At 56.3% G+C, this 21367-nt stretch carries 13 protein-coding genes, 1 tRNA gene and 3 pseudogenes; 14 read left to right on the top strand and 3 right to left on the bottom strand.

All coding sequences use genetic code 11. The features are described 5' to 3' along the window. Nucleotides 1-4900, bottom strand: a 4900-nt coding sequence (locus tag NDJ82_RS19625; protein WP_250926122.1) for a retention module-containing protein, incomplete at its 3' end; no start/stop codon positions are given. A gap of 347 nt (nucleotides 4901-5247) precedes the next feature. Here NDJ82_RS19625 and NDJ82_RS19620 point away from each other — a divergent pair. From NDJ82_RS19620 to NDJ82_RS27530, 7 genes and pseudogenes are all read left to right on the top strand, one after another. Beyond that, nucleotides 5248-6600 (top strand): TolC family outer membrane protein, encoded by a 1353-nt coding sequence (locus tag NDJ82_RS19620; protein ID WP_112193006.1) that lies wholly within the window; start codon nucleotides 5248-5250, stop codon nucleotides 6598-6600. Between the two features lie 45 nt (nucleotides 6601-6645). Further along, nucleotides 6646-8799 (top strand): type I secretion system permease/ATPase, encoded by a 2154-nt coding sequence (locus NDJ82_RS19615; RefSeq protein ID WP_099584442.1) that lies wholly within the window; start codon nucleotides 6646-6648, stop codon nucleotides 8797-8799. Then, complete coding sequence (locus NDJ82_RS19610; protein ID WP_250926121.1) at nucleotides 8789-10165, top strand: HlyD family type I secretion periplasmic adaptor subunit; 1377 nt, start codon at nucleotides 8789-8791, stop codon at nucleotides 10163-10165. Before NDJ82_RS19615 ends, NDJ82_RS19610 begins: the two co-directional genes overlap by 11 nt. Nucleotides 10166-10286: 121 nt before the next feature. Then, nucleotides 10287-10362, top strand: a tRNA-Thr gene (locus NDJ82_RS19605). A 210-nt stretch (nucleotides 10363-10572) separates the two neighbouring features. Next, nucleotides 10573-11503: pseudogene (locus NDJ82_RS19600) on the top strand (ATP-binding protein); the annotation flags it as partial. 94 nt (nucleotides 11504-11597) lie between these two features. Continuing rightward, nucleotides 11598-11714: pseudogene (locus tag NDJ82_RS27735) on the top strand (integrase domain-containing protein); the annotation flags it as partial. After that, nucleotides 11714-11898: pseudogene (locus NDJ82_RS27530) on the top strand (integrase domain-containing protein); the annotation flags it as partial. The pseudogenes NDJ82_RS27735 and NDJ82_RS27530, both read left to right, overlap by 1 nt. 476 nt (nucleotides 11899-12374) lie before the next feature. Here the strand turns inward: NDJ82_RS27530 and NDJ82_RS19585 are convergent. After that, on the bottom strand, nucleotides 12375-12947 hold the full coding sequence (locus tag NDJ82_RS19585; protein WP_250926120.1) for an Lrp/AsnC family transcriptional regulator: 573 nt from the start codon (nucleotides 12945-12947) through the stop codon (nucleotides 12375-12377). A gap of 77 nt (nucleotides 12948-13024) precedes the next feature. On the opposite strand from NDJ82_RS19585, the gene NDJ82_RS19580 reads away from it, so the two are divergent. The 7 genes from NDJ82_RS19580 (at nucleotide 13025) to NDJ82_RS19550 (ending at nucleotide 19641) form a co-directional block, all read left to right on the top strand. After that, a complete protein-coding gene (locus NDJ82_RS19580) occupies nucleotides 13025-13789 on the top strand; it encodes a HalD/BesD family halogenase (RefSeq protein WP_250926119.1) in 765 nt (254 codons plus the stop codon). A 46-nt stretch (nucleotides 13790-13835) separates the two neighbouring features. Further along, complete coding sequence (glyA, locus tag NDJ82_RS19575) at nucleotides 13836-15152, top strand: serine hydroxymethyltransferase (protein WP_250926118.1); 1317 nt, start codon at nucleotides 13836-13838, stop codon at nucleotides 15150-15152. Between the two features lie 29 nt (nucleotides 15153-15181). Then, nucleotides 15182-15799: a LysE family translocator gene (locus tag NDJ82_RS19570; RefSeq protein ID WP_250926117.1), complete on the top strand. Its 618-nt coding sequence runs from the start codon at nucleotides 15182-15184 to the stop codon at nucleotides 15797-15799. A gap of 46 nt (nucleotides 15800-15845) precedes the next feature. Further along, complete coding sequence (locus NDJ82_RS19565) at nucleotides 15846-16439, top strand: LysE family translocator (protein WP_250926116.1); 594 nt, start codon at nucleotides 15846-15848, stop codon at nucleotides 16437-16439. Nucleotides 16440-16786: 347 nt separating this feature from the next. Next, nucleotides 16787-17053 carry a CopG family ribbon-helix-helix protein gene (locus NDJ82_RS19560; protein WP_191960154.1) on the top strand — a complete coding sequence of 89 codons (267 nt, stop codon included), beginning with the start codon at nucleotides 16787-16789 and terminating at the stop codon, nucleotides 17051-17053. After that, entirely contained in the window at nucleotides 17016-17306 is a 291-nt protein-coding gene (locus tag NDJ82_RS19555; RefSeq protein ID WP_250926115.1) for a type II toxin-antitoxin system RelE/ParE family toxin, read from the top strand. The genes NDJ82_RS19560 and NDJ82_RS19555 overlap by 38 nt, the downstream gene beginning before the upstream one ends. Before the next feature lie 205 nt (nucleotides 17307-17511). Next, on the top strand, nucleotides 17512-19641 hold the full coding sequence (locus NDJ82_RS19550) for a M48 family metallopeptidase (RefSeq protein ID WP_250926114.1): 2130 nt from the start codon (nucleotides 17512-17514) through the stop codon (nucleotides 19639-19641). 73 nt (nucleotides 19642-19714) lie between these two features. Here NDJ82_RS19550 and NDJ82_RS19545 read toward each other — a convergent pair whose 3' ends face one another. Further along, complete coding sequence (locus NDJ82_RS19545; RefSeq protein ID WP_099584434.1) at nucleotides 19715-21007, bottom strand: OprD family porin; 1293 nt, start codon at nucleotides 21005-21007, stop codon at nucleotides 19715-19717. Between the last annotated feature and the right edge of the window lie 360 nt (nucleotides 21008-21367).

The raw sequence follows: 21367 nt of genomic DNA, 5'->3' as shown, positions 1-21367 counted from the left end.
AGCTGATGTTCAGGTTTTCACGTGGAGTTTCTTCGTCGCGGGCGTTGAAGGTACCGGCGACTGTGCCTGCTTCGGCGGTGTTTTCGACGATGGTGGTCGGCGTGATGTCGATCAGTGGTACGTCGTTGACCAGGGTTACAGTCGGCTGGCCTTCGCCGGTAGAGCTGAGGCCACCCGCGTCGGTGACGGTGAGGTCGATCTTCGGCAGTTGGTTACCCGCGTTGACGAATTCAGCGCCTTTGGCGGTCAGTACGACGTTGTTGCCAGAGATGGCGTAGTAGCCGTCTGCGTTGGTACCAGCGGTGAAGCTGATCGTCAGGTTTTCACGCGGGGTTTCTTCGTCACGGGCATTGAAAGTACCGGCGACGGTACCTGCTTCGGCGGTGTTTTCAACGATAGTGGTCGGCGTGACATCAATCAGCGGAACGTCGTTAACCAAAGTTACGGTCGGCTGCCCTTCGCCAGTAGAGCTGAGGCCACCAGCGTCAGTGACAGTCAGGTCGATCTTCGGCAGCTGATTACCAGCATTGACGAAATCAGCACCTTTTTGGGTCAGCACGACATTGTTGCCGGAGAGGCTGTAATAGCCGTCTGCGTTGGTACCAGCGGTGAAGCTGATGGTCAGATTTTCACGCGGCGTTTCTTCGTCACGCGCGTTGAAGGTACCGGCGATGGTGCCTGCTTCGGCGGTGTTTTCGACGATGGTGGTCGGCGTGATATCGATCAGTGGAACGTCGTTAACCAGGGTCACAGTCGGCTGGCCTTCGCCAGTAGAACTGAGGCCACCGGCGTCGGTGACAGTCAGGTCGATCTTCGGCAACTGGTTGCCAGCGTTGACGAATTCGGCGCCTTTGGCGGTCAGGACCACGTTATTGCCGGAGATGGCGTAGTAGCCGTCTGCGTTGGTACCAGCGGTGAAGCTAACAGTCAGACCATCGCGCGGTGTCTCTTCATCACGTGCGTTGAAAGTACCGGCGACGGTGCCTGCTTCGGCGGTGTTTTCGACGATGGTGGTCGGTGTGATGTCGATCAACGGCACGTCGTTAACCAGGGTCACAGTCGGCTGGCCTTCGCCGGTGGAGCTGAGGCCACCGGCGTCGGTGACAGTCAGGTCGATCTTCGGCAGCTGGTTGCCAGCGTTGACGAAATCGGCGCCTTTTTGGGTCAGCACGACATTGTTGCCGGAGAGGCTGTAATAGCCGTCAGCGTTGGCGCCGGTGGTGAAGTTGATGGTCAGGCTTTCACGCGGAGTTTCTTCGTCACGGGCGTTGAAGGTACCGGCGACGGTGCCTGCTTCGGCGGTGTTTTCGACGATGGTGGTCGGCGTGATGTCGATCAGTGGAACGTCGTTGACCAGGGTTACAGTCGGCTGGCCTTCGCCGGTAGAGCTGAGGCCACCGGCGTCAGTGACAGTCAGGTCGATCTTCGGCAGTTGGTTACCCGCGTTTACGAATTCGGCGCCTTTAGCGGTCAGGACCACGTTATTGCCGGAGATGGCGTAGTAGCCGTCGGCGTTGGTGCCTGCGGTGAAGCTGATCGTCAGGTTTTCGCGTGGGGTTTCTTCGTCACGCGCGTTGAAGGTACCGGCGACGGTGCCCACTTCGGCCGTGTTTTCAACGATGGTGGTCGGCGTTACATCAATCAACGGTACGTCGTTGACCAGCGTTACGGTCGGCTGACCTTCGCCGGTGGAACTGAGGCCACCAGCGTCAGTAACAGTCAGGTCGATTTTCGGCAACTGGTTGCCAGCGTTAACGAACTCTGCACCTTTTGCAGTCAGGACCACGTTATTGCCGGAGATGGCGTAGTAGCCGTCTGCGTTGGTGCCAGCGGTGAAGCTGATCGTCAGGTTTTCACGCGGCGTTTCTTCGTCGCGGGCGTTGAAGGTACCGGCGACTGTGCCTGCTTCGGCGGTGTTTTCGACGATGGTGGTCGGCGTTACATCAATCAACGGTACGTCGTTGACCAGCGTTACGGTCGGCTGACCTTCGCCGGTGGAGCTGAGGCCACCAGCGTCAGTGACAGTCAGATCGATCTTCGGCAGTTGGTTGCCAGCGTTAACGAACTCTGCACCTTTCGCGGTCAGGACAACGTTGTTGCCAGAAATTGCGTAGTAGCCGTCTGCGTTGCTGCCGGCTGTGAAGCTAATAGTCAGATTTTCGCGTGGGGTTTCTTCGTCACGCGCGTTGAAGGTACCGGCGACGGTGCCTGCTTCAGCGGTGTTTTCGACGATGGTGGTCGGCGTGATATCGATCAGTGGTACGTCGTTGACCAGGGTTACAGTCGGCTGGCCTTCGCCGGTAGAGCTGAGGCCACCAGCGTCGGTGACAGTCAGGTCGATTTTCGGCAACTGGTTGCCAGCGTTAACGAATTCAGCACCTTTGGCGGTCAGTACGACGTTATTGCCGGAGATGGCGTAGTAGCCGTCGGCGTTGGTGCCAGCGGTGAAGCTGATGTTCAGGTTTTCACGTGGAGTTTCTTCGTCGCGGGCGTTGAAGGTACCGGCGACTGTGCCTGCTTCGGCGGTGTTTTCGACGATGGTGGTCGGCGTGATGTCGATCAGTGGTACGTCGTTGACCAGGGTCACAGTCGGCTGGCCTTCGCCGGTAGAGCTGAGGCCACCCGCGTCGGTGACGGTGAGGTCGATCTTCGGCAGTTGGTTACCCGCGTTGACGAATTCAGCGCCTTTGGCGGTCAGTACGACGTTGTTGCCAGAGATGGCGTAGTAGCCGTCTGCGTTGGTACCAGCGGTGAAGCTGATCGTCAGGTTTTCGCGCGGGGTTTCTTCGTCACGGGCATTGAAAGTACCGGCGACGGTACCTGCTTCGGCGGTGTTTTCAACGATAGTGGTCGGCGTGACATCAATCAGCGGAACGTCGTTAACCAAAGTTACGGTCGGCTGCCCTTCGCCAGTAGAGCTGAGGCCACCAGCGTCGGTGACAGTCAGGTCGATCTTCGGCAACTGATTACCAGCATTGACGAAATCAGCACCTTTTTGGGTCAGCACGACATTGTTGCCGGAGAGGCTGTAATAGCCGTCTGCGTTGGTGCCAGCAGTGAAGCTGATCGTCAGATTTTCACGCGGCGTTTCTTCGTCTGTGGCAACAAAAGTGCCCGCAACAGTACCCGCCGCCGCCGTTTCTTCAACAATGGTGTTAGCCGTGATTTCAATCACCGGCACGTCGTTGACCAGGGTCACGGTCGGCTGGCCAGCTGCGTTGGAGTTTAGGCCTTCGGGGTCGGTAACAGTCAGGTCGATCTGCGGCAGCTGATTGCCGGCGTTGACGAAGTCAGCGCCCTTCTGCGTCAGTACAACGGTGTTGTCGACGATGGCGTAGTAGCCATCTTTGTTGTTGTCGCCCGTGAACGTGACCGTCAGTTGGCCAGCCGGCGTTTCAGCGTCGCTGATAACAAACGTGCCCGCCACGCTGCCCGCGACGGCGGTGTTTTCGACCAGGGTCGTGCCCGTCACGTCGATCACCGGCGCATCGTTGACCGGCGTGATGGTGATCGTCAGCGTGCTGCTCGACCCGGTATTGGTGGTGTAACCGATCTGCGGCACTTCGCCGCTGTAATCCTTGACCGGGGTGAACACGTACGCGCCATCAGTCCCGATGGTGACGGAACCGATACCTTCGATGTCAGCCGTCTGGCCCGCGTTGTAGGTCGTGTTGCCTACGGTGAAGGTGGCGACAGTCAGCACGTTATCGATGTCGCTGTCGTTGCTCAGCACGTTGCCGGTAGCGACGCCATCTTCGGCAATAGTGTTGGTATCGGCGACCAAAACGCTTGGATCATCCACAGCAACCACAGTGGAAGTGGCTGGCGCGGGATTGATTGCCAGGTTTTCGTAGTTACCGCCGGTCGCCTCGGTGATCGTGACGCTGACGGCCAGGTCCTTGCCATCTGCCAGGTTGGCAGGTGTGTCGGCTGTGACCGTGCCGGTGGTTTTACCGGCCTCGATGGTGATGCTCAGGTCGTTGGACAGCTTGATCACAACGTCGGTCTGCGCCGCGTTGGTCACGGTGGCGGTGTAGACGATCTGGCCGCCTTCGTTCACCGACGGAGTCGCGGTCAGGGTGACGGTGGTGGTGTCGATGGTGTCCGCGATCTGCGTGACCGCTGCCGCCGGGTCGGTAGTGATGATCAGGTTGCCGCCGCCAGAGGTGCCGGCGATGGTGGCGGAGATCGACGAGGCGTCCAGGTAAGGCGTGTCATTGCCGGCGAAGGTGACGTTCAGCACGCCCGAGGTCTGGCCAGCGGCGATCACAACGGAGAGGCCGTTGGACAAGGTGACGGTCAGGTCGCTGGTCGGTGCCTGGGTGATGAATACGGTGTAAACCACGACGCCACCGGCTTCGGTGATGCTCGGCGTGGCGGTCAGGGTGATGGTGACGTTGCGCGGATCGACGCCGTTATTGTCGGCGCCGGTTTGGGTAGTGCCTACGGCGTCACCGGCATTCAAGCCGGTCGTGGGGTAGCCGATGGTCGGGTCAACCACGCCTGCGGTGGCTTCCAGCACGACAAAGCTGTGGCCGCCACCCACGGCACCGTCTGCGCCTGCGGCGGCCGGGCCGGCAGCGGTGGCTTCGAGGTCTTGGGTCGGGTCGGCGCCGGCAGCGATGGCTTGCTGCAGTTCGGCAACGGACGGTGCGGCTTGAGCAGTGGCGGCGCTCAGGTCGGTGACAGAATCAGGAGCGTTTGCGCTCCACTGAGTGTCGCGACCCAAATCGATGATCCGGCCGTCGGCCAGTTCCAGCGAGACAGCGCCCGATGCGCCGGTATCGACTTGCTCACCCGCGAACAGGCGATCCCCTTCTACAAGCAGGCGACGAATCCCTTCCGGGGAAACCGCGAACACTTGACCGACAATGCTTTTGACGACCGCAACGCTGCTCATAAAAGACTCTCCGTGTATTACCGTTCAGGGGGTATCCATCAAGGAGACCGGCCCTTTCGCTGGTGCCGATTCAGTAGCTGGAGTACTTAATTTCTTGGAAAAAACTTTGGCGTCAATATTTTGTTGTCTCGTCAGAAAAATTACTTTTCCGTCAAGGTATTGACCTATTGGGCGTCATCCTAAACAATCCGCCAGGTAATGTCACATTGATATTTATGCGGCCTCGCGACTTTCTGTTTGCGCCCTCCGGCGCCCTAGAAAAACGGGCATTTCGAGTTGCCACTCCAATGCAATATTCCAAGTTTGTTGCGGTTTTTCAGGCAACCAATCCCCGGGGAAACATCAGAATGCGTTTGCACCTTCTTAAAGCTGTGCCTTTTGCTCTAGCCGCCAGTTTCGTCCAGGCTCAGACCCTGCCCGAAGCCATGCAAGATGCGGTGAAAAACCACCCGGAGATCCAGGCAGCAATCAATGCGCGCATTGCCGCTGACTATCAGGTCAGAGAGGCTCAGGGCGGTTACCTGCCTAAAGTCGACCTGCTGGGCGGCTATGGCCGCGAAAGCTCGGACAACACGTCGACCCGTGCCGCCAGCAACAGCCATGACTGGAAAACCCTGAACCGCGGCGAGTCGACCATCCGCCTGCAACAAAATTTGTTCCAGGGTTTTGGCACCGTCAATGAAGTCGGTCGCCAACAAGCCACCGCCAATTCCCGTGGGTATGCGCTGCTCAATACTTCCGAGCGCACCGCGCTGACCGTCGCCCAGGTTTATCTGGATGTCCTGACCCGTCGTGAGATGGTGCAGCTGGCAGAAGACAACCTGAAGAGCCACGAACGCATTTTTGACCAGATCAAACTGCGCACCAGCCGTGGCGTCGGAAGAATGGCGGACATGGACCAGGCCGAAGCCCGACTGGCGCAGGCGCAGAACAACCTGATCACCGAGCAGACCAACCTGGCAGACGCCAACACCAACTTCCTCAGCGTTGTCGGCAAAGAGCCCGACCAGCTGGAACGACCAATGGGCATCGTGACCGCCCTGCCCGCCAGCCTGGATGAAGCACGCCGCGCGATGATTGCCGACAGCCCGGTACTGCGCTCGGCCGAATCGGACATCGCTGCTGCCGAGAAGCAGTACGAAGCTGCCAAGTCGACCTTCTACCCGCGTTTTGATGCGGTGCTGCAACGTTCGGCCAACAACAACATCGGCGGCGAAGAAGGCCATGACAATGGCTACTCCGCGATGCTGAACATGCAGTTCAACCTGTACAACGGCGGCAGCGACAAGGCCAGCCTGCAGTCCAAGGCTTCCCAAGCCACCCAGGCGCTGGATATCCGCAACAACGCCCTGCGTCAGTTGAACGAAGAACTGGGCCTGGCGTGGAACGCTTACAACAATGCCAGCCAGCAAGTGCCGATCGCGCAGCAGTACGTCGACCGCAGCACCAAAGTGCGCACCTCGTATCAGCAGCAGTTCAGCCTCGGTGAGCGTACACTGCTCGACTTGCTCGACAGCGAGAACGAACTGTTCACCGCTCAGCAGCGTCTGGCACAGATCAAAAGCCTCTACGTTTACACCCAGTACCGTATCAAGGCTGACATGGGCCAACTGCTGAGAAGCCAGGGCGTCGTTGCTCCGATGGCATCAGTTGTGCAAAACGATATTAAACCGTCGGTAAACCTGCCAGGGATGAACTGATTCTTGACGGCGTTGGACCACACAACCGTTTAAGAGAGAGTCAGCTTGGATTCTGAAATAGGTTTGGCGCCACTTCACCATGACCCCCGCGCTCAGCATGACGACCCATTGCTAGATGGGTTGTTGGCTCTCTGCTCGCTGCATTACAAGCCTGCCAGCCGAGCCATGCTGACCACCGGCCTGCCCTTGGCGGGGCAGCGCCTGAGCCCCGACTTGCTGCCGCGCGCAGCAGCCCGGGCGGGTTTGCAGGGGCGTTTGCTGCAGCGCAAGCTGGAGCAGATCCCGTCCATCGCATTGCCGGCCTTGCTGCTATTAAAGGAAGGACGCAGTGCGGTGCTGTTGGGATGGGAAGGTGATACCGCCCGCCTGCTGCTCAGCGAAAGCGACGGCGGCGAAGTCCAGGTCACCCGCGAGGCGCTGACTCAGGATTACAGCGGTCGGGTGTTCTTCGCCCAACCACAGCATAAATTTGACGTCACCAGCGGCACGCTGATCCCCCGCGCACGCTCGTGGTTCAAAGACACCCTCAAACGCTCCCGCTGGCTGTACGCCGACGCCATCGCCGCGAGCCTGGTGATCAACCTGATCGCCCTGGCTGCGCCGTTGTTTGTCATGAACGTGTACGATCGCGTGGTGCCGAACCAGGCCACCGCCACCTTGTGGGTGCTGGCCATCGGTATTTGTGGCGCGTACCTGTTCGATCTGCTGCTCAAGATGATGCGCAGCCTGTGCCTGGACCTTGCGGGCAAGAAAACCGACCTGATCATCTCCGCGACGCTGTTCGAGCGCATCGTCGGAATGTCGATGAAAATGCGCCCGGCGCGCGTCGGCAGCTACGCCTCCAACATCCACGAGTTCCAGGGGATGCGTGACTTCCTCACCTCCCTGACCCTCACCAGCCTGATCGACCTGCCCTTTACCCTGATCATCCTCGGCGTGATCGCGCTACTGGGGGGCCACTTGGTATGGATTCCCATCGTCGCCTTCCCGCTGGCATTGGGTATCGGCCATTTCCTGCAAAAGCCACTGACCGCGACACTTGAGCGCACCATGGCCCTGGGCGCCGAGCGCCAGTCGAGCCTGATCGAGACCCTCGCCGGGCTGGACGCGGTCAAGGTCAACAACGCCGAAAGCGAACGCCAGTACCAGTGGGAACAAACCATTGGCACCCTCAGCCGCCTCGAACTGCGGGTCAAAGTGCTGTCCGGCCTGGCGATGAACATCACCTTGCTGATCCAGCAAGTAGCGGGCGTGGCGATGATTATCTTCGGCGTGTACCAGATCATCGACGGCACCCTCAGCATGGGCGGCCTGGTGGCGTGCTACATGCTCAGCGGTCGCGCACTCGGCCCGTTGGCCCAGCTGTCGGGCCTGCTGACACGCTACCAGCAAGCCAAGGTGACGATGGTCTCGGTGGACCAGATGATGGAGCTGCCGCAGGAACGCAACTTCGACGAACGCCCGCTCAGCCGCAAAACGCTGCAAGGCGCGATGACGTTCCGTGAGGTCGACTTCACTTACCCGAACCAGCAAAACCTGGCCCTGCGCGGCATCAACCTGAATGTTCGCCCTGGCGAAAAAATCGGCATCATCGGCCGCAGCGGCTCGGGCAAAAGCTCCCTGGCCAAGCTGCTGGTGGGCCTGTATCAACCGGACTCCGGCTCGTTGCTGGTGGACGGTGTGGACATCCGCCAGATCGACGTCAGCGAATTGCGCCATAACATCGGCTACGTCGCCCAGGACATCCAACTGCTGGCCGGCACCTTGCGTGACAACCTGGTCTCGGGCGCCCGCTACGTGGACGACGAGATGGTGCTGCAAGCCGCAGAACTCGCCGGCGTGCATGAATTCGCCAGGCTGCACCCGCAAGGTTACGAGCTGCAAGTGGGCGAGCGCGGGCAGAACCTCTCCGGCGGTCAACGCCAGAACGTCGCCCTGGCCCGTGCGCTGCTGCTGAACCCGCCGATTCTGTTGCTGGACGAACCGACCAGCGCCATGGACAACACCGGTGAAGAGCGCCTCAAGCAGCGCTTGCAGTCGGTGATCGAAAACAAGACGGTGATTCTCGTCACCCACCGTGCTTCGCTGTTGAGCCTGGTTGATCGCCTGCTGGTGATCGACCGTGGCCAGATCCTCGCAGACGGTCCAAAAGCGGCCGTTATGGAAGCGCTGAAAAAGGGGCAGATCAGTGTTGCTTAAGTCCGGCCCAGGCCATTGGAAAGACGTTATCTTCCGCTACTTCAAGGGCAGCGACTCGCTCGATGATCAGCCACTGCCCGAAGTCGAAAAGGCACTGATCGACGACGCACCCCGCATCGTGCGCCTGACCATTTGGGCCGTGATCGGTTTCTTCGTATTCCTGGTGCTGTGGGCGCACTTCGCGATCATCGACGAAGTGACCAAGGGCGAAGGCAAGGCGATCCCGTCGTCGCGCATCCAGAAGATCCAGAACCTGGAGGGCGGCATCGTCGCCCAGATCTATGTGCACGAAGGCCAGATCGTCGAAGCCGGCGCGCCGCTGATCCGCCTGGACGACACTCGATTTGCCTCCAACGTCGGCGAAACCGAAGCCGACCGCGTGGCCATGGAACTGCGCGTGGAACGTCTCAGTGCGGAAGTCGACAACCGCCCGCTGAACATCACCGATGCCGCACGCAAAGCCGTGCCCAACCAGGCCTCGAACGAAGAATCGCTGTACCTCAGCCGCCGCCAGCAACTGGCAGACGAAATTGGCGGGCTGCAACAACAACTGCTGCAACGCCAACAAGAGTTGCGCGAGTTCAGCTCCAAGCAGGAGCAGTACCGCAACAGCCTGAACCTGCTGCGCCAGGAGATCGGCATGTCTGAACCCCTGGTGCAACAGGGCGCCATCTCGCCGGTCGAAGTGCTGCGCCTCAAACGCTCGGAAGTTGAAACCCGCGGCATGCTCGACGGCACCACCCTGGCCATCCCCCGCGCCCAGGCCGCCATCAACGAAGTGCAGCGCAAAGTCGACGAAACCCGCGGCAAATTCCGCAGCGAAGCCCTGGCCCAGCTGAACGAAGCCCGCACCAACCTGAGCAAGGCCCAGGCCACGTCCAAAGGCCTGGAAGACCGCGTCAGCCGCACCATGGTCACCTCCCCCGTGCGCGGCATCGTCAAGCAGATGCTGGTCAACACCGTTGGCGGCGTGATCCAGCCCGGCAGCGACATGGCCGAAGTCGTCCCATTGGACGACACCCTGCTGGTCGAAGCAAAAATCCGCCCACAAGACATCGCCTTCCTGCACCCCGGCCAGGAAGCCATGATCAAATTCACCGCCTACGACTACACCATCTACGGCGGCCTCAAAGGCAAACTCGAAACCATCGGTGCCGACACCGTGATGGATGAAGAGAAGAAAAACACCTACTACATCATCAAACTACGCACCGACCGCAGCCACCTGGGCACCGATGAGAAGCCACTGCTGATCATCCCCGGCATGGTCGCCTCGGTGGACATCATCACCGGCAAGAAGAGCATCCTGAGCTACCTGCTCAAACCCATCATCAAATCCCGCGCAGAGGCGATGCACGAGCGTTGATTTCGGGCGGGTGACGCGCATAAATGCGGGGAGATTTGCGAAAACTTGGGTTTTCGCAAAAATAGTCAGATTTCAGGGGTTTACAGAACCTTTTCAGTCGCTATAATCGTCGCCCTAACACGCCGGTATAGCTCAGTTGGTAGAGCAACTGACTTGTAATCAGTAGGTCCCGGGTTCGACTCCTGGTGCCGGCACCATATAAGACGAAGCCCCTGCAGAAATGCAGGGGCTTTGTTGTTTCTGGGATATTCATCCTCGATCTCCCCTTCCCGCTTCACCTCGTTTCCTTTTGAATCACGTCTTTTCGGCCACAACTCCAGATTTCATCCTTTATGCCGAATTATGTATTGGCAAGAATTATGGCGTATCCATAAAAAGGGATAACTGCATGCGCCGCATATTTCAGCGCCCTGGTCATTTACGTCGACCTCTGGAGCGACACACTGGCCAACCCGGCGACGCTCGTGCACAACGCCATCCACAAAACCCTCAAAGAACTGCAAACGCCGGGCTCTTCAATCTTGGAAACGCTCAAGCGCGTCAGCAATGTCGATCTAGGCGCAGCAGGATTCAAGTTTGGTTTCAAACTCGACAGAATCGGCAACCCCGGCGGCACCACATTGGCGCAAGCACTCACAGAGGTTGTCGACCAAGCCAAGACCGATCTCGTGCTGATCATCGACGAGGTGCAACAGGCCATTTCCTCCGACGATGGCAACCAACTGCTCCTGGCACTCAAGGCTGCCCGTGACGCAATCAACCCCCGCCCGAATACGCCGGGCTACTTCCTCTTCATCGGCACAGGCTCCCACAGAGCCCAGGTCAGCGAGCTGACCGCCAAACGCAACCAAGCGTTTTCCAGCGCGACATCAGCCGCGTATCCGCTGCTAAAGGGGAATTACGTTGAATTCCTGCTCAACCGACTGGCAATGATGGTGAAGAAGGAAAAGCTCCCTTCACTTGGGGCGGCAGTCGAAGCCTTCAATACCCTGGGCAATCGACCTGAAGAAATGCTCAAGGCATTGCGTCAACTCTTGCAGCAGGACGGTGACCCGATGTTTTCCTACCCGTAATCGCCAGCACCTTACGCTCGGCAGCGGCGAGTATTGAGCTTGAAAAAGTCGAACAGCTGGGCAGCCTGGCTCAGGCGATTTTCAACAGGATCGCGGCTACGGAAGGCGATGCTCGGGGATTTTCTCTACCGATGCAACTGCGGAATATTCCTAGACGGTTGGTCGCGAGGTGCGGGTTGAAGAAATTCAACCCGTGGTGATTGCGTTGGTGGCGGAGAACATCATCATGCGGCGTGGGCACGGGATTTATGCGAAATCTCGCTGACCCGCTTGCCCAAGAGGCTCCATCCAAGCAGGGCTGCAAAGCCGCCATGCTGAATGGACCTCACCTAATCTAAAGCCCACGCAACTGTAATTTGGTCGAGCGAGGCGACCTTGCCATCGCCACCGCGCAGAACCGGCTATCTAGCGTTAACCGGACAATGGCAGCGCTTCGCGGTGATCAGTACATGAAGGTCCCGAGTCCGAGTAAAGCGAACTACGTGCGGCATTCACGTGTGAACGTTACAAGCAGCTCACCAAATATCCTGCCCCGGTCAACGGTGGCAATTGCAGTCGGCTTGACCCAGACCTTGATCAAGTGGCCGTTAGCAAATCAGCTACGAACTGGGGCATGGCAGAGTCGACGTCGTAGCTTCCTACATTGGAAGTCGCGTATGACTAAGACATTTGATATGGAAGTGTTCATGGCCGGAATACTGACGGGCGCGCACGCGACTCGACAGCGACACAGCCGCCAAGCTAAAGCTATTCAGATTGCTATTTTTGGGCGCTGGCACGTTAATAATCCTTGGACTCGGTAGAGAAAACATCTCGTATGGTTTCTAAATCGTCAGCTGGACGATCATTCCCAATCAACATGCCAGCCCTATCTGCTGACGACGCGCTTACTCACAAAGCGCTGAGGAAAACCTTGGCAGTTTAAGCTAAGCAACACATTTTAATTCTAAGTTACTGTATGTATGAGCGACAGTAATCAACAAGGAACGTATGGAAACCATCTTTGGATATTCAGGAGCTGGATACTACTACGTACTTGCTATTAGAAACACCGCATGCCGCATAGCGCAACACTAAATGTTCACCCAACATTCTGGGCGGACCGATATTACGCACCTACGCTCTTCAATTAATGATCACAGCGCAGGTAGCTTCCGCTCAACTGTTTTTATTATTGATGTATTTGTGTCAGCTAATTGCGTGATCTGCTGAAGGGTTTCATCCAAATGACGCACAGAATCAATGTAAAGATGGCAGACAAAACTATCGTCACCTGTGATTTTGTAGCAGATAACACATTCTTCAAGCACCTTGATCAACCCTTCAACTTCTTGGAATTTTCCTGGCAGTGGCTTTACCCGAACCAGTGCCTGCAGCGCAAAGCCTAGGGCTTGCGCGTCTAACTCCAAACTAAATCCGGAAATTACACCTGCCATCTCCAAACGCTTGATGCGCTCACTGCAACCTGGAGCTGACAGCCCCACTTGACGGCTGAGCGCTCTGATGGAAGTCCGGGAGTTTTCGTAGAGAGCCAAAATTAGGGCGCGATCAATAGAGTCTAACTTTTGACCGCTTTTTGTAAGCTTTTTCATCGGGCGAACCTTACGAAAAGTGAAGAAAACACTTAAAAAACTTACATACCATAGATCGATGAAAAAATCATAGATTTTTTCGAAAATGGCTCCTATTGTTTTTTCGAGCGGTCGCACGTAGCGCCACCTGCTCAAATGAAAGTTTGCATCTAAACATTTCCATATCCGCTTCAGTTTATTTTAGAGGAATTGAAATGAATTACACACTTGATAAGGCCATCCTGCAAAAGCATTACAAAGAAAATTTCCCTGAAGAAAGGATATTTTCACTGCGTAACGAGTTCTCTCGAAATGGATTTATCAAATTGCGTGACGTCGTAGATGACGTCTTGCGCCAACAAGTTACCGGTGAGGTAAAAGGGCTTATTGATCGCCAAATTGAGCGAAGAGATCTACATCTGGCGACCACTGATAATACGCCGCGATATATGAGCGTCGTGCGCAGCGAGTTCATAGCGGAAAATAGCGAATTAATTAGTACATTATCCAAATCAGAAATCATGCTGGATATACTTTCCCTGATCGCTGATACCAAAATTATTGCTTCAGTCTCCAAGGACGAGGAATACCTAATCACGAAGCAGGAGCGTAAAGGTGACACTCATGGCTGGCATTGGGGCGACTACAGTTTCGCACTGATCTGGATAATCGAGACGCCGCCGATATCCAAAGGCGGGATGCTGCAATGCGTTCCTCACACTACCTGGGATAAATCCAACCCCCGAATCCATGAAATCCTGTGCAACAACCCGATTGCAACGTACGGGTTTGAAACTGGCGATATATATTTTCTTCGTACTGATACGACACTCCATCGCACGATTCCGCTCAACGAAGACGCTATTCGAATCATCCTGAACATGACATGGGCAGATGAAAAATATCTCGATCGGAACCTGCACGGCAATGATCGCTGGTGGGAGAACCAGCATGCTGAAGCCGCTAAAAGCCTGACTTGAAGCAAGGCTCTTACCCATTATCCATAGGCCTCACGGGATTCAGAACATGCACGATGCCCAATGCCTCCAGAACGCCAGCGATTTATTAAGACAAGCTCAGTCGTACTCCGCCATGGCCGACCTAGTAAGAGCTGCCGTTACACGAAATGAACAGTGGCGTGGGCAACAGTGCATCAATCTTGTGGCGGCTGAGTCCCCAACTAGCCCATCCGTGCGCGCACTTCTTTCCAGTGAAGTGGGTACTCGCGCATCAGGTGGGCATATCGGTCGTGAAAACCGGTTTTTCTCGGGCATGAAAAATATCGACGAACTGGAATCGTTGTGCGTAGAACTGCTGAAGATGGCATTTGATGCCAAGTATGCCGACCATAGATTAATGGGTGGAATGGCCGCGGTCCTAGCGGCCTACACTGCATTGGCTCGACCTGAAGATAACGTCATGACAGTGCCGGTAATCAGAGGCGGAGACACTAGCAACAGGACGAATGGACCGCCTGGCGTCAGAGGACTGAAGGTCTGGGACATCCCTTTTATCCACAAAACAAGCGAGATAGACCTTAATCGGTTTAGTGAGATCGCCTGTGACCTGAGACCAGAGGTAATCGGGTTGGGAATGACGCTCACACTATTTGCGCTTCCAATCAAGGAGATAAAGGATATCGTTTCGCCCTGGGGTGGGAAGGTCTATTTCGACGCTGCCCATCAGCTAGGGTTGATTACCGCCAGGCTTTTTCAAGACCCACTAAAAGAGGGGGCGGACTTAATGACCGGGTCTTCGGGAAAAACATTCAGTGGCCCCCAAGGAGGAGTCATTGTCTGGAACGATCCTGAATTAACAGTGCCCATCAACACAGCGATTTTCCCCACATTGACCGGCAGCCACCAAATCAATCGCGTGGCTGCGCTTGCAGTAGCTACAACCGAATTGCTTGAGTACGGCACCTCTTACATGACACAAGTGGTTCTCAATGCCCAAGCGCTTGCTAGGTCATTGGAGAACCAAGGGGTAACGGTATTTTATCGAGAGCAAGGTTATACCCAAACTCATCAAATCGTTATCGATTCAAAACCCTTTGAGTGTGGCCGGGATGCGGTCCAGCATCTGGAGGCCGCCAACATTATTGCCAACGAAATGCCATTGCCTTGGGATATCGACCCTTACAGAGAAACAGGTATTCGTCTAGGTACGGTTGAAATTACCCGCCTAGGGATGAAAGAGATGGAGATGGGGTGGATCGCCGAGCAAATTGCCAAGGTATTGCTACGCCGGGAGGACCCGATGGCTGTAGCCAACGGGGTGATCGACTTCATGAAAAACTATAGAAACGTGTACTACTGCCACGAACATGGATTGCCCAAATAGCCGTATTTTCGTGGTTCAAAGGAGGCACCATGTCCGAAACCCTACCGTCTGTTTTTCAAGCGACGTTCACGTTTACCATTGCTGCCATCGCGCTACTTGCCAGTCCTGGTCCGGCCACACTGGCCTTGGCAGCGAGTGGCGCTGCATATGGCATGAGACGCTCGCTCCTGTTCTTCGCGGGCATTACTGTGGGACTTATCATCGCCTTAGCACTGGTCACTACAGGTTTATATATCTTTATTCGGAGCTTTCCTCTTCTGGGGGTGACGCTCACAGGAGTATCCATTCTTTATATTCTTTATCTAGCATATTCCATCGCTACGGCGCCACCAATCGATGACGAGCAAACAGCAACAAGCCCGGGGCTTGGTGCGGGTTTCGTGCTAGGTGTAGCGAACATAAAAGCGTATGCTGCCTTTGCCGCATTACTAGGCAGTTTTACACTAGGCATTACGCCAACATGGGAGCCGTTTACCAAAGCATCAATCTGTCTGGCAGTTTGTGTAGTGTTCGATTTCTTATGGCTTTTTGCCGGAAGTAAGCTACGCAAATTATTCGTCCATCGCACTTGGAGCCGAATACTTAATGTGAGCTTCGCAGCTTTAATGGTAGTGACGGTTGCTTGGTCATTCATGCTGGCGGTGTAAATCTATCGATAAGATCAGAAGCATAGGCCAACCGAGGACTACCCGTATGTTAGATACTATCTCTGCACTCTTGCTATTGCTAATAATACCAGGACCGACTAACACCCTATTGTTCCGTGCGGGGATGATGTTTGGATTCAGCTCGTCTCGGCGTCTTGCCTTTATCAAATCCATTGCTTATATGATTCAGGTATCGCTATGGGGCGTTGCATTACTTTATGTATCAGCATATGCCCCTTGGGCTATAAAAATTATACAAGTATGCGCAGCCGGCTATCTTTTTTACACATCCTATACACTATGGCGAAATAAAAATATTACGTTTGGAGAAGACAAGAATCAATTTTCCTGGCAGCACTTTTTTCTGCTTACACTGATCAACCCCAAAGGCCTCCTGATTGTTTCATTTATTGCACACGACAGTACGTTCACTGAACTGGGAAATTACGTAAAATTTATGGTGGCGCTTTTGTTTGTGACTTTTACGGTGGGATTTGCGTGGATATATCTTGGAGCTCGATTCAAAGACCCTAAACAGTCGCAACGTACGACACTGAAGATAAATCGAGTCACGGCACTCGCCATCTTCTGCTTTGCTTCGATTATAATTGGCCGTCTAGCTGATTCAACGTTCAGTTAGTATTTTTTCTGACAAATACCCAAACCACCCGTACGACGATGCATATCTAACGCCGGCAATTATACAATTAGGGATAAGGAATAGGGGTAGGATAGCTCCTCAACAAATATAGAAACTTTAAAAAATCATTATCAATAACCTCGACTCTTGGTGCCGCATCATATAAGACAAAGCCCCTGCAAAAATGCAGAGGCTTTGTTGCTTCTGGTTCAACACAACCCAGTCATTCGCCTGTAAATCCTTCTCCTTCCCCAAACCGACAAACCGCTATTGACCCACCACAAGCCGAAGCATAACGTCTGCATACCGTGTACACAGCGTATACAGATAATGTACGGAGCAACGTTATGGCAGCCTCTCCCGTTCTGTCTTTCCGAGTAAAGCCCGAACTTGCCAACGAGTTGGATCAACTGGCGAAGGCGACCGACCGAGATCGTCAATATCACCTGCAGCGGGCTTTGAGCCGCTACGTGGCCGATGAATCCTGGCATTTCAAAGCCGTGCAAGAAGGCATTGCAGATGCTGAGGCCGGCAACGTCACTGATTTGGATGCCGTAAAGGCTAAGTGGGTAAAACGTGCCGAAGATCGCGTTAAGCAGCAAAGCGGAAACTGATCTGGATGGAATTTACGAGCATTACGAGGGTTTAGTCGGCGCGGTATTGGGGGAGGCAGCCGTCTTCCACATCCTCCACTGCCTGGAGATGCTGGAGCGTTTTCCTAATGCAGGGAAAGCGTCTCCAGTGCCCGACTGCCGTGAGCTGATTATCACCACGTACCCGTATCGAGCGACCTATAGCTTGAAGGGTGACCGGGTGATGGTCTTTCGGATTCTTCACCAGCATTCCGAGCGTCGTGAGGATTGGTGATCTCTGCCCCGTTATGCTCTTTTTCTGCCTTCGGCGCGCATGTCCATCGGCTCGGTGGCGAGCCATGGTATTGCACGCTCATCACAGAGTTATGGGCCAGCCTTCGAGCATTGTGTAGATACCCAATCCCACAGAAGCGCGCCTCGGCTTGGGGCGCTTTTTTCGGTATAAACCTGAACACCCTCCGCGTCGTGAACGGACTCCCATGAACGCCCTGAAACTGATCTGCCTCCTGGTCGTTTTCCCGCTGTTGCTGGCCGCCCTCGGTGGCTGGGAGCGTCAGCGTGCTGACGAAACCACCACTGCAATGATCGATTACCACATCACCGTGGACATCGCTAAACAGCAACTCCAGGCGCTGGCGGCCAAGGATCCGGCAACCATGCTCGATCTGACCCATGAAAAAATCAGCGTACAGCTGGCCCTCTCGCGCCTGGAAAAAATCGAATCCGAACTGCCCACGGCCCATAAGATCAACCGCGTGCTACGCGCCGTCGCACCGTGCGTCATAGGCCTGGGCCTGCTGGCGGCATTGATCGGTGTGGCAGCGCTGGCCAGCACGCACTGGGCCGGACGCCGGGCGCGGCAGTCGCGGGAAAGGTTGCTGCACGTGTTCTCCCTGGGCAGCCGTTTGTTGCCTTACGTGCTGGTCAGCCATGTGGTGGCAATGGCGGCAGCGGTTGCTTTGGCGTTGAGCTACGAAGGTCTGGCGATGTGGCATATCGGCCGGCTGGGCAGTGGCGAGGTCAAGCTGATGGCGGTGCTGGGGGTGGTTGCGGCGTTTTGCTTGTACTCGATCTGGCAGTTGCTTAAACAGTTGCGTCACATGTTGGGGATGTTCATGCCTGAACCGTTGGAGATGTTCGGGCAGGTGGTCACGCCCGAACAGGCGCCAGGGTTGTGGCGCCATGTGAATGAACTGGCGGGCAAACTCGGCGCGCTGCCGCCGGATCATATTGTGGTGAGCCTTGCCCAGGGCTTTTACGTGACGTCCAGCGCGGCCACTGTGCAACCGGCGAACACGGCGCTGCGCGGGCGCACCTTGCATCTGCCGCTGCTGTACCTGGGCCTGCTGAGCCACGAGGAAGTCGGCGCGGTGATCGGCCATGAGCTGGCGCACTTTGCGGGGCAGGACACGGATTACAGCCTGCGCTTTTTGCCGATCTACGACGGGGTCAATCGCAGCCTGGAAGCGCTGTTGGACACGATGCTGGCCAGCGATTTTATCCAGGGACGGCTGATGCGGCCGTCGTTCATGTTCGGTGTGTTTTTCATGCAGCGCTTTGATGACGCGGTGAACCACTGGAGCCGTGAGCGCGAATTGCTGGCGGATGCGGCCGGTGCGCAGCTGGTCGGCAATGCCGCGGCGGCGTCGGCGCTCTTGCGGGTGTCGGTGTTGCAGCCGCACGTTGAGGAGTCATTGTTGGCGGTGTGTGAAGCCGGGTCGGCAATAGATCTGCCCGACGCCGTGCTCGCGGCCTTGCGTGAGTGCCCATTGCAACTGCCGCCAGAAGCCCTGGCGATCCATCAACCCCATCCAACCGACTCCCATCCGTCCAACGGCGAACGCCTGCAAGCGCTGAACGTGTCGCTGGACGATGCCCTGCGCAGCGCAACCCGCACGGTGGACAGCGACGCGGCGAATGCGCAGATCGATGCCTGCTTCAGCGCGCCACGGGCACTGCGCGAGCAGTTGTCTGGCGATGTGATGGAAGTGGCAGTGTCGGAGAACGCCGAGCATACCCACCTGCTGGAAACCCTGGCCGCGTCGGCCGAGGGCGAGCGTGCATTGCATGAGGGCAGCGCATGGCGAGGCGCGTTGATGGCGCTGGCGGGGCTGCCCTTTGTGCTGGGTGGGGTGTTTATCCTGAGCCGGGTCTGGCTCGCACCGGAGCGTTTGAAAGGCACGCCGTTGTCGGCGGTCGGCGCAGGTGCGTGCCTGGGTGTTGTCGGGCTGGGCCTCCTGTGGCTGGGCATCCGTCGATTCAAGCGTGCGCCGCAGACCGCATTGCGCCTGACGCCTGAGCATTTTGTGTTCAATAACCTGGCGCAGCCGCTGCCCATCGAACATATCGAAGAGATCTCGCTGCAATTCGTGCAGGGTATTTGGATAACGCTGCAATTGACGCCTGAGGCGCCCTTACCTGCGACGCGCAAAGCAGCGTTCGGCGTACCCGGTGTGCGCATCAATAAGAAGAAACGCCAGGTGTTGCTGCTGATGGCACAGCTTTGTATCGACAATAAAAAGATCGAGCCCTACGAGGGGCTGTCCTTGATGCTCAATTACAAAAATGCAGCGCTGGCCCGCAGTATTTTACAGAGCCGCGAGGACTGATCCGCGCCCATAAAAAAACCCCGAACCAGTCGGGGTTTTTTATCGCCTTGAATCAGGCGCGACGTGCGATCACTTAGAAAACGTTGATCGGGTAGTCGGCGAACAGACGCAGTTCGTTACCACCAACGTTGTAGTTGCTGGCGTTGTTGGAAACGCGCAACCACGAGGCGCGAGCACGCAGGCTCAAGTCTTTAGCCGGGCCGCTTTGAACGACGTATTTGAACTGGTTGAAGATTTCACGCTCGGTGCCATTGCCGCGGCCGCTGCCGTCGTCAATGTTGGTACCGCGCACGTAGGCCACGTTGTAGCTCAAGCCAGGCACACCGAAGGTGGTGAAGTCGATACCGTACGCGGCTTGCCACGAACGCTCGTCCTTGCCGTTGAAGTCGGACCAGTAGGAGTTGGCCAGCAGGATGGTGTTGCCACCGTCGCCGATGCCGGTGTCGCGGGTGTTGTCGCGATAGCCGCCGTACAGGTAGCCGGTGTCGCCGGTGCTGCGCTGGTGGGCCAGGGTGAAGGTGTGCGGGCCGACAGCCCAGGTGGCACCGAGGCTCCAGATTTTGTTGTCGCGGGCGTCTTCATCACCGCGCTGCGAGGCAAAGCTCTTGTCCAGCTTGGTTTTGTAGCCGTTGAAGTCAAACGTCAGCGACTGCTTTTCTGGCAGGGCCAGTACGTAGTTCACGTTGACGTATTGCTTCTTCAGCACGTCTTCCATGTCGGACGCGTACAGCGCAGCGGACAGGCTTTCGGTGAACTTGTAGCTGCCGCCCAGGTAGCTGATGTTTTTCAGGTTGCCGCTGTCGGTGCCTTCAGCACTTTTGCGAGCTTCCTTGGTGAAGCGACCTGCATCCAGTTGCAGACCTTCGATCTCTTTGGAAACGATCGAGGTGCCGGTGTAGGTTTCCGACAGCAGACGCGAGTTGTCGTACTGCAGCACAGGCACGGCCGGCATTTGATCGCCGTACTTGAGCACGGTGTTCGACACGCGGAACTTCACCGCCGCGCCGCCTTTGGACAGGTCGTCGGCTGCTGCGCCGCTGGCGCCTTTCTTGAAGAAGTCGATACCGCCCGCGCCGCTGCGGCCTTTGCCGCCGTCCAGACGAATCGCGTATTGACCGATCACATCCACACCTACACCGACGGTGCCTTGGGTGAAGCCGGACTCGAACTTGCCGATGAAGCCCTGGCCCCATTCGGCTTTGTCTTGCTTGCCGTTTTTGTAGTCACGGCTGATGTAAGCGTTACGTGCAGCGATGTTCAGGTGGCTGTCTTCAACGAAACCCTTGGATTGCTCCTGGTCGTTTGCCATTGCTGCCGATGCGCTCAAAATCCCCAGAGCGATCAGACTCATCCGTTGCTTCAACATTTTCTTGTATTCCTTATTTCTGGTTGAGTACGCGCAGTGACACCAGGCTCCATGTCGCATTTTCTGGTGTCGACTTTCTCCGAAAAAAAGAAGGCCCGCGGACGACTTAACATGGCGCGGGCCTTTTCTTATTGGATGAGTCATGGCGGTTAGCCACAGGCGTTGGACGCAATCCTAGTCGCGCGTTGAACTATGTGTCAATTTCGTGAATCGTCTGTATTTAGGCGAAATAATTCTAAGCAACGGCCTACGGCCTTTCTGAAAACGACAAAAAATCTGTCGCGCATCGTCAAAAAACACATCTCGCAACATATTTCAAAGCCGATACGTTTGGTAATAGATAACGCGCGCAAATGCAAA

The sequence above is a fragment of the Pseudomonas sp. SR18 genome (assembly GCF_023701505.1).
GTDB lineage: Bacteria > Pseudomonadota > Gammaproteobacteria > Pseudomonadales > Pseudomonadaceae > Aquipseudomonas > Aquipseudomonas cyclaminis.
Note: the sequence above shows the minus strand (reverse complement) of the source record. Positions and strands in the feature narration are given on the sequence as shown.

What these genes read in the sequence shown, in the direction of transcription:
- NDJ82_RS19620 (WP_112193006.1), top strand. Translation starts at nt 5,248, where the DNA reads ATGCGTTTGCACCTTCTTAAAGCTGTGCCTTTTGCTCTAGCCGCCAGT.
- NDJ82_RS19580 (WP_250926119.1), top strand. Translation starts at nt 13,025, where the DNA reads ATGAATTACACACTTGATAAGGCCATCCTGCAAAAGCATTACAAAGAA.
- glyA (WP_250926118.1), top strand. Translation starts at nt 13,836, where the DNA reads ATGCACGATGCCCAATGCCTCCAGAACGCCAGCGATTTATTAAGACAA.
- NDJ82_RS19570 (WP_250926117.1), top strand. Translation starts at nt 15,182, where the DNA reads ATGTCCGAAACCCTACCGTCTGTTTTTCAAGCGACGTTCACGTTTACC.
- NDJ82_RS19565 (WP_250926116.1), top strand. Translation starts at nt 15,846, where the DNA reads ATGTTAGATACTATCTCTGCACTCTTGCTATTGCTAATAATACCAGGA.
- NDJ82_RS19560 (WP_191960154.1), top strand. Translation starts at nt 16,787, where the DNA reads ATGGCAGCCTCTCCCGTTCTGTCTTTCCGAGTAAAGCCCGAACTTGCC.
- NDJ82_RS19550 (WP_250926114.1), top strand. Translation starts at nt 17,512, where the DNA reads ATGAACGCCCTGAAACTGATCTGCCTCCTGGTCGTTTTCCCGCTGTTG.
- NDJ82_RS19545 (WP_099584434.1), bottom strand. Translation starts at nt 21,007, where the DNA reads ATGTTGAAGCAACGGATGAGTCTGATCGCTCTGGGGATTTTGAGCGCA.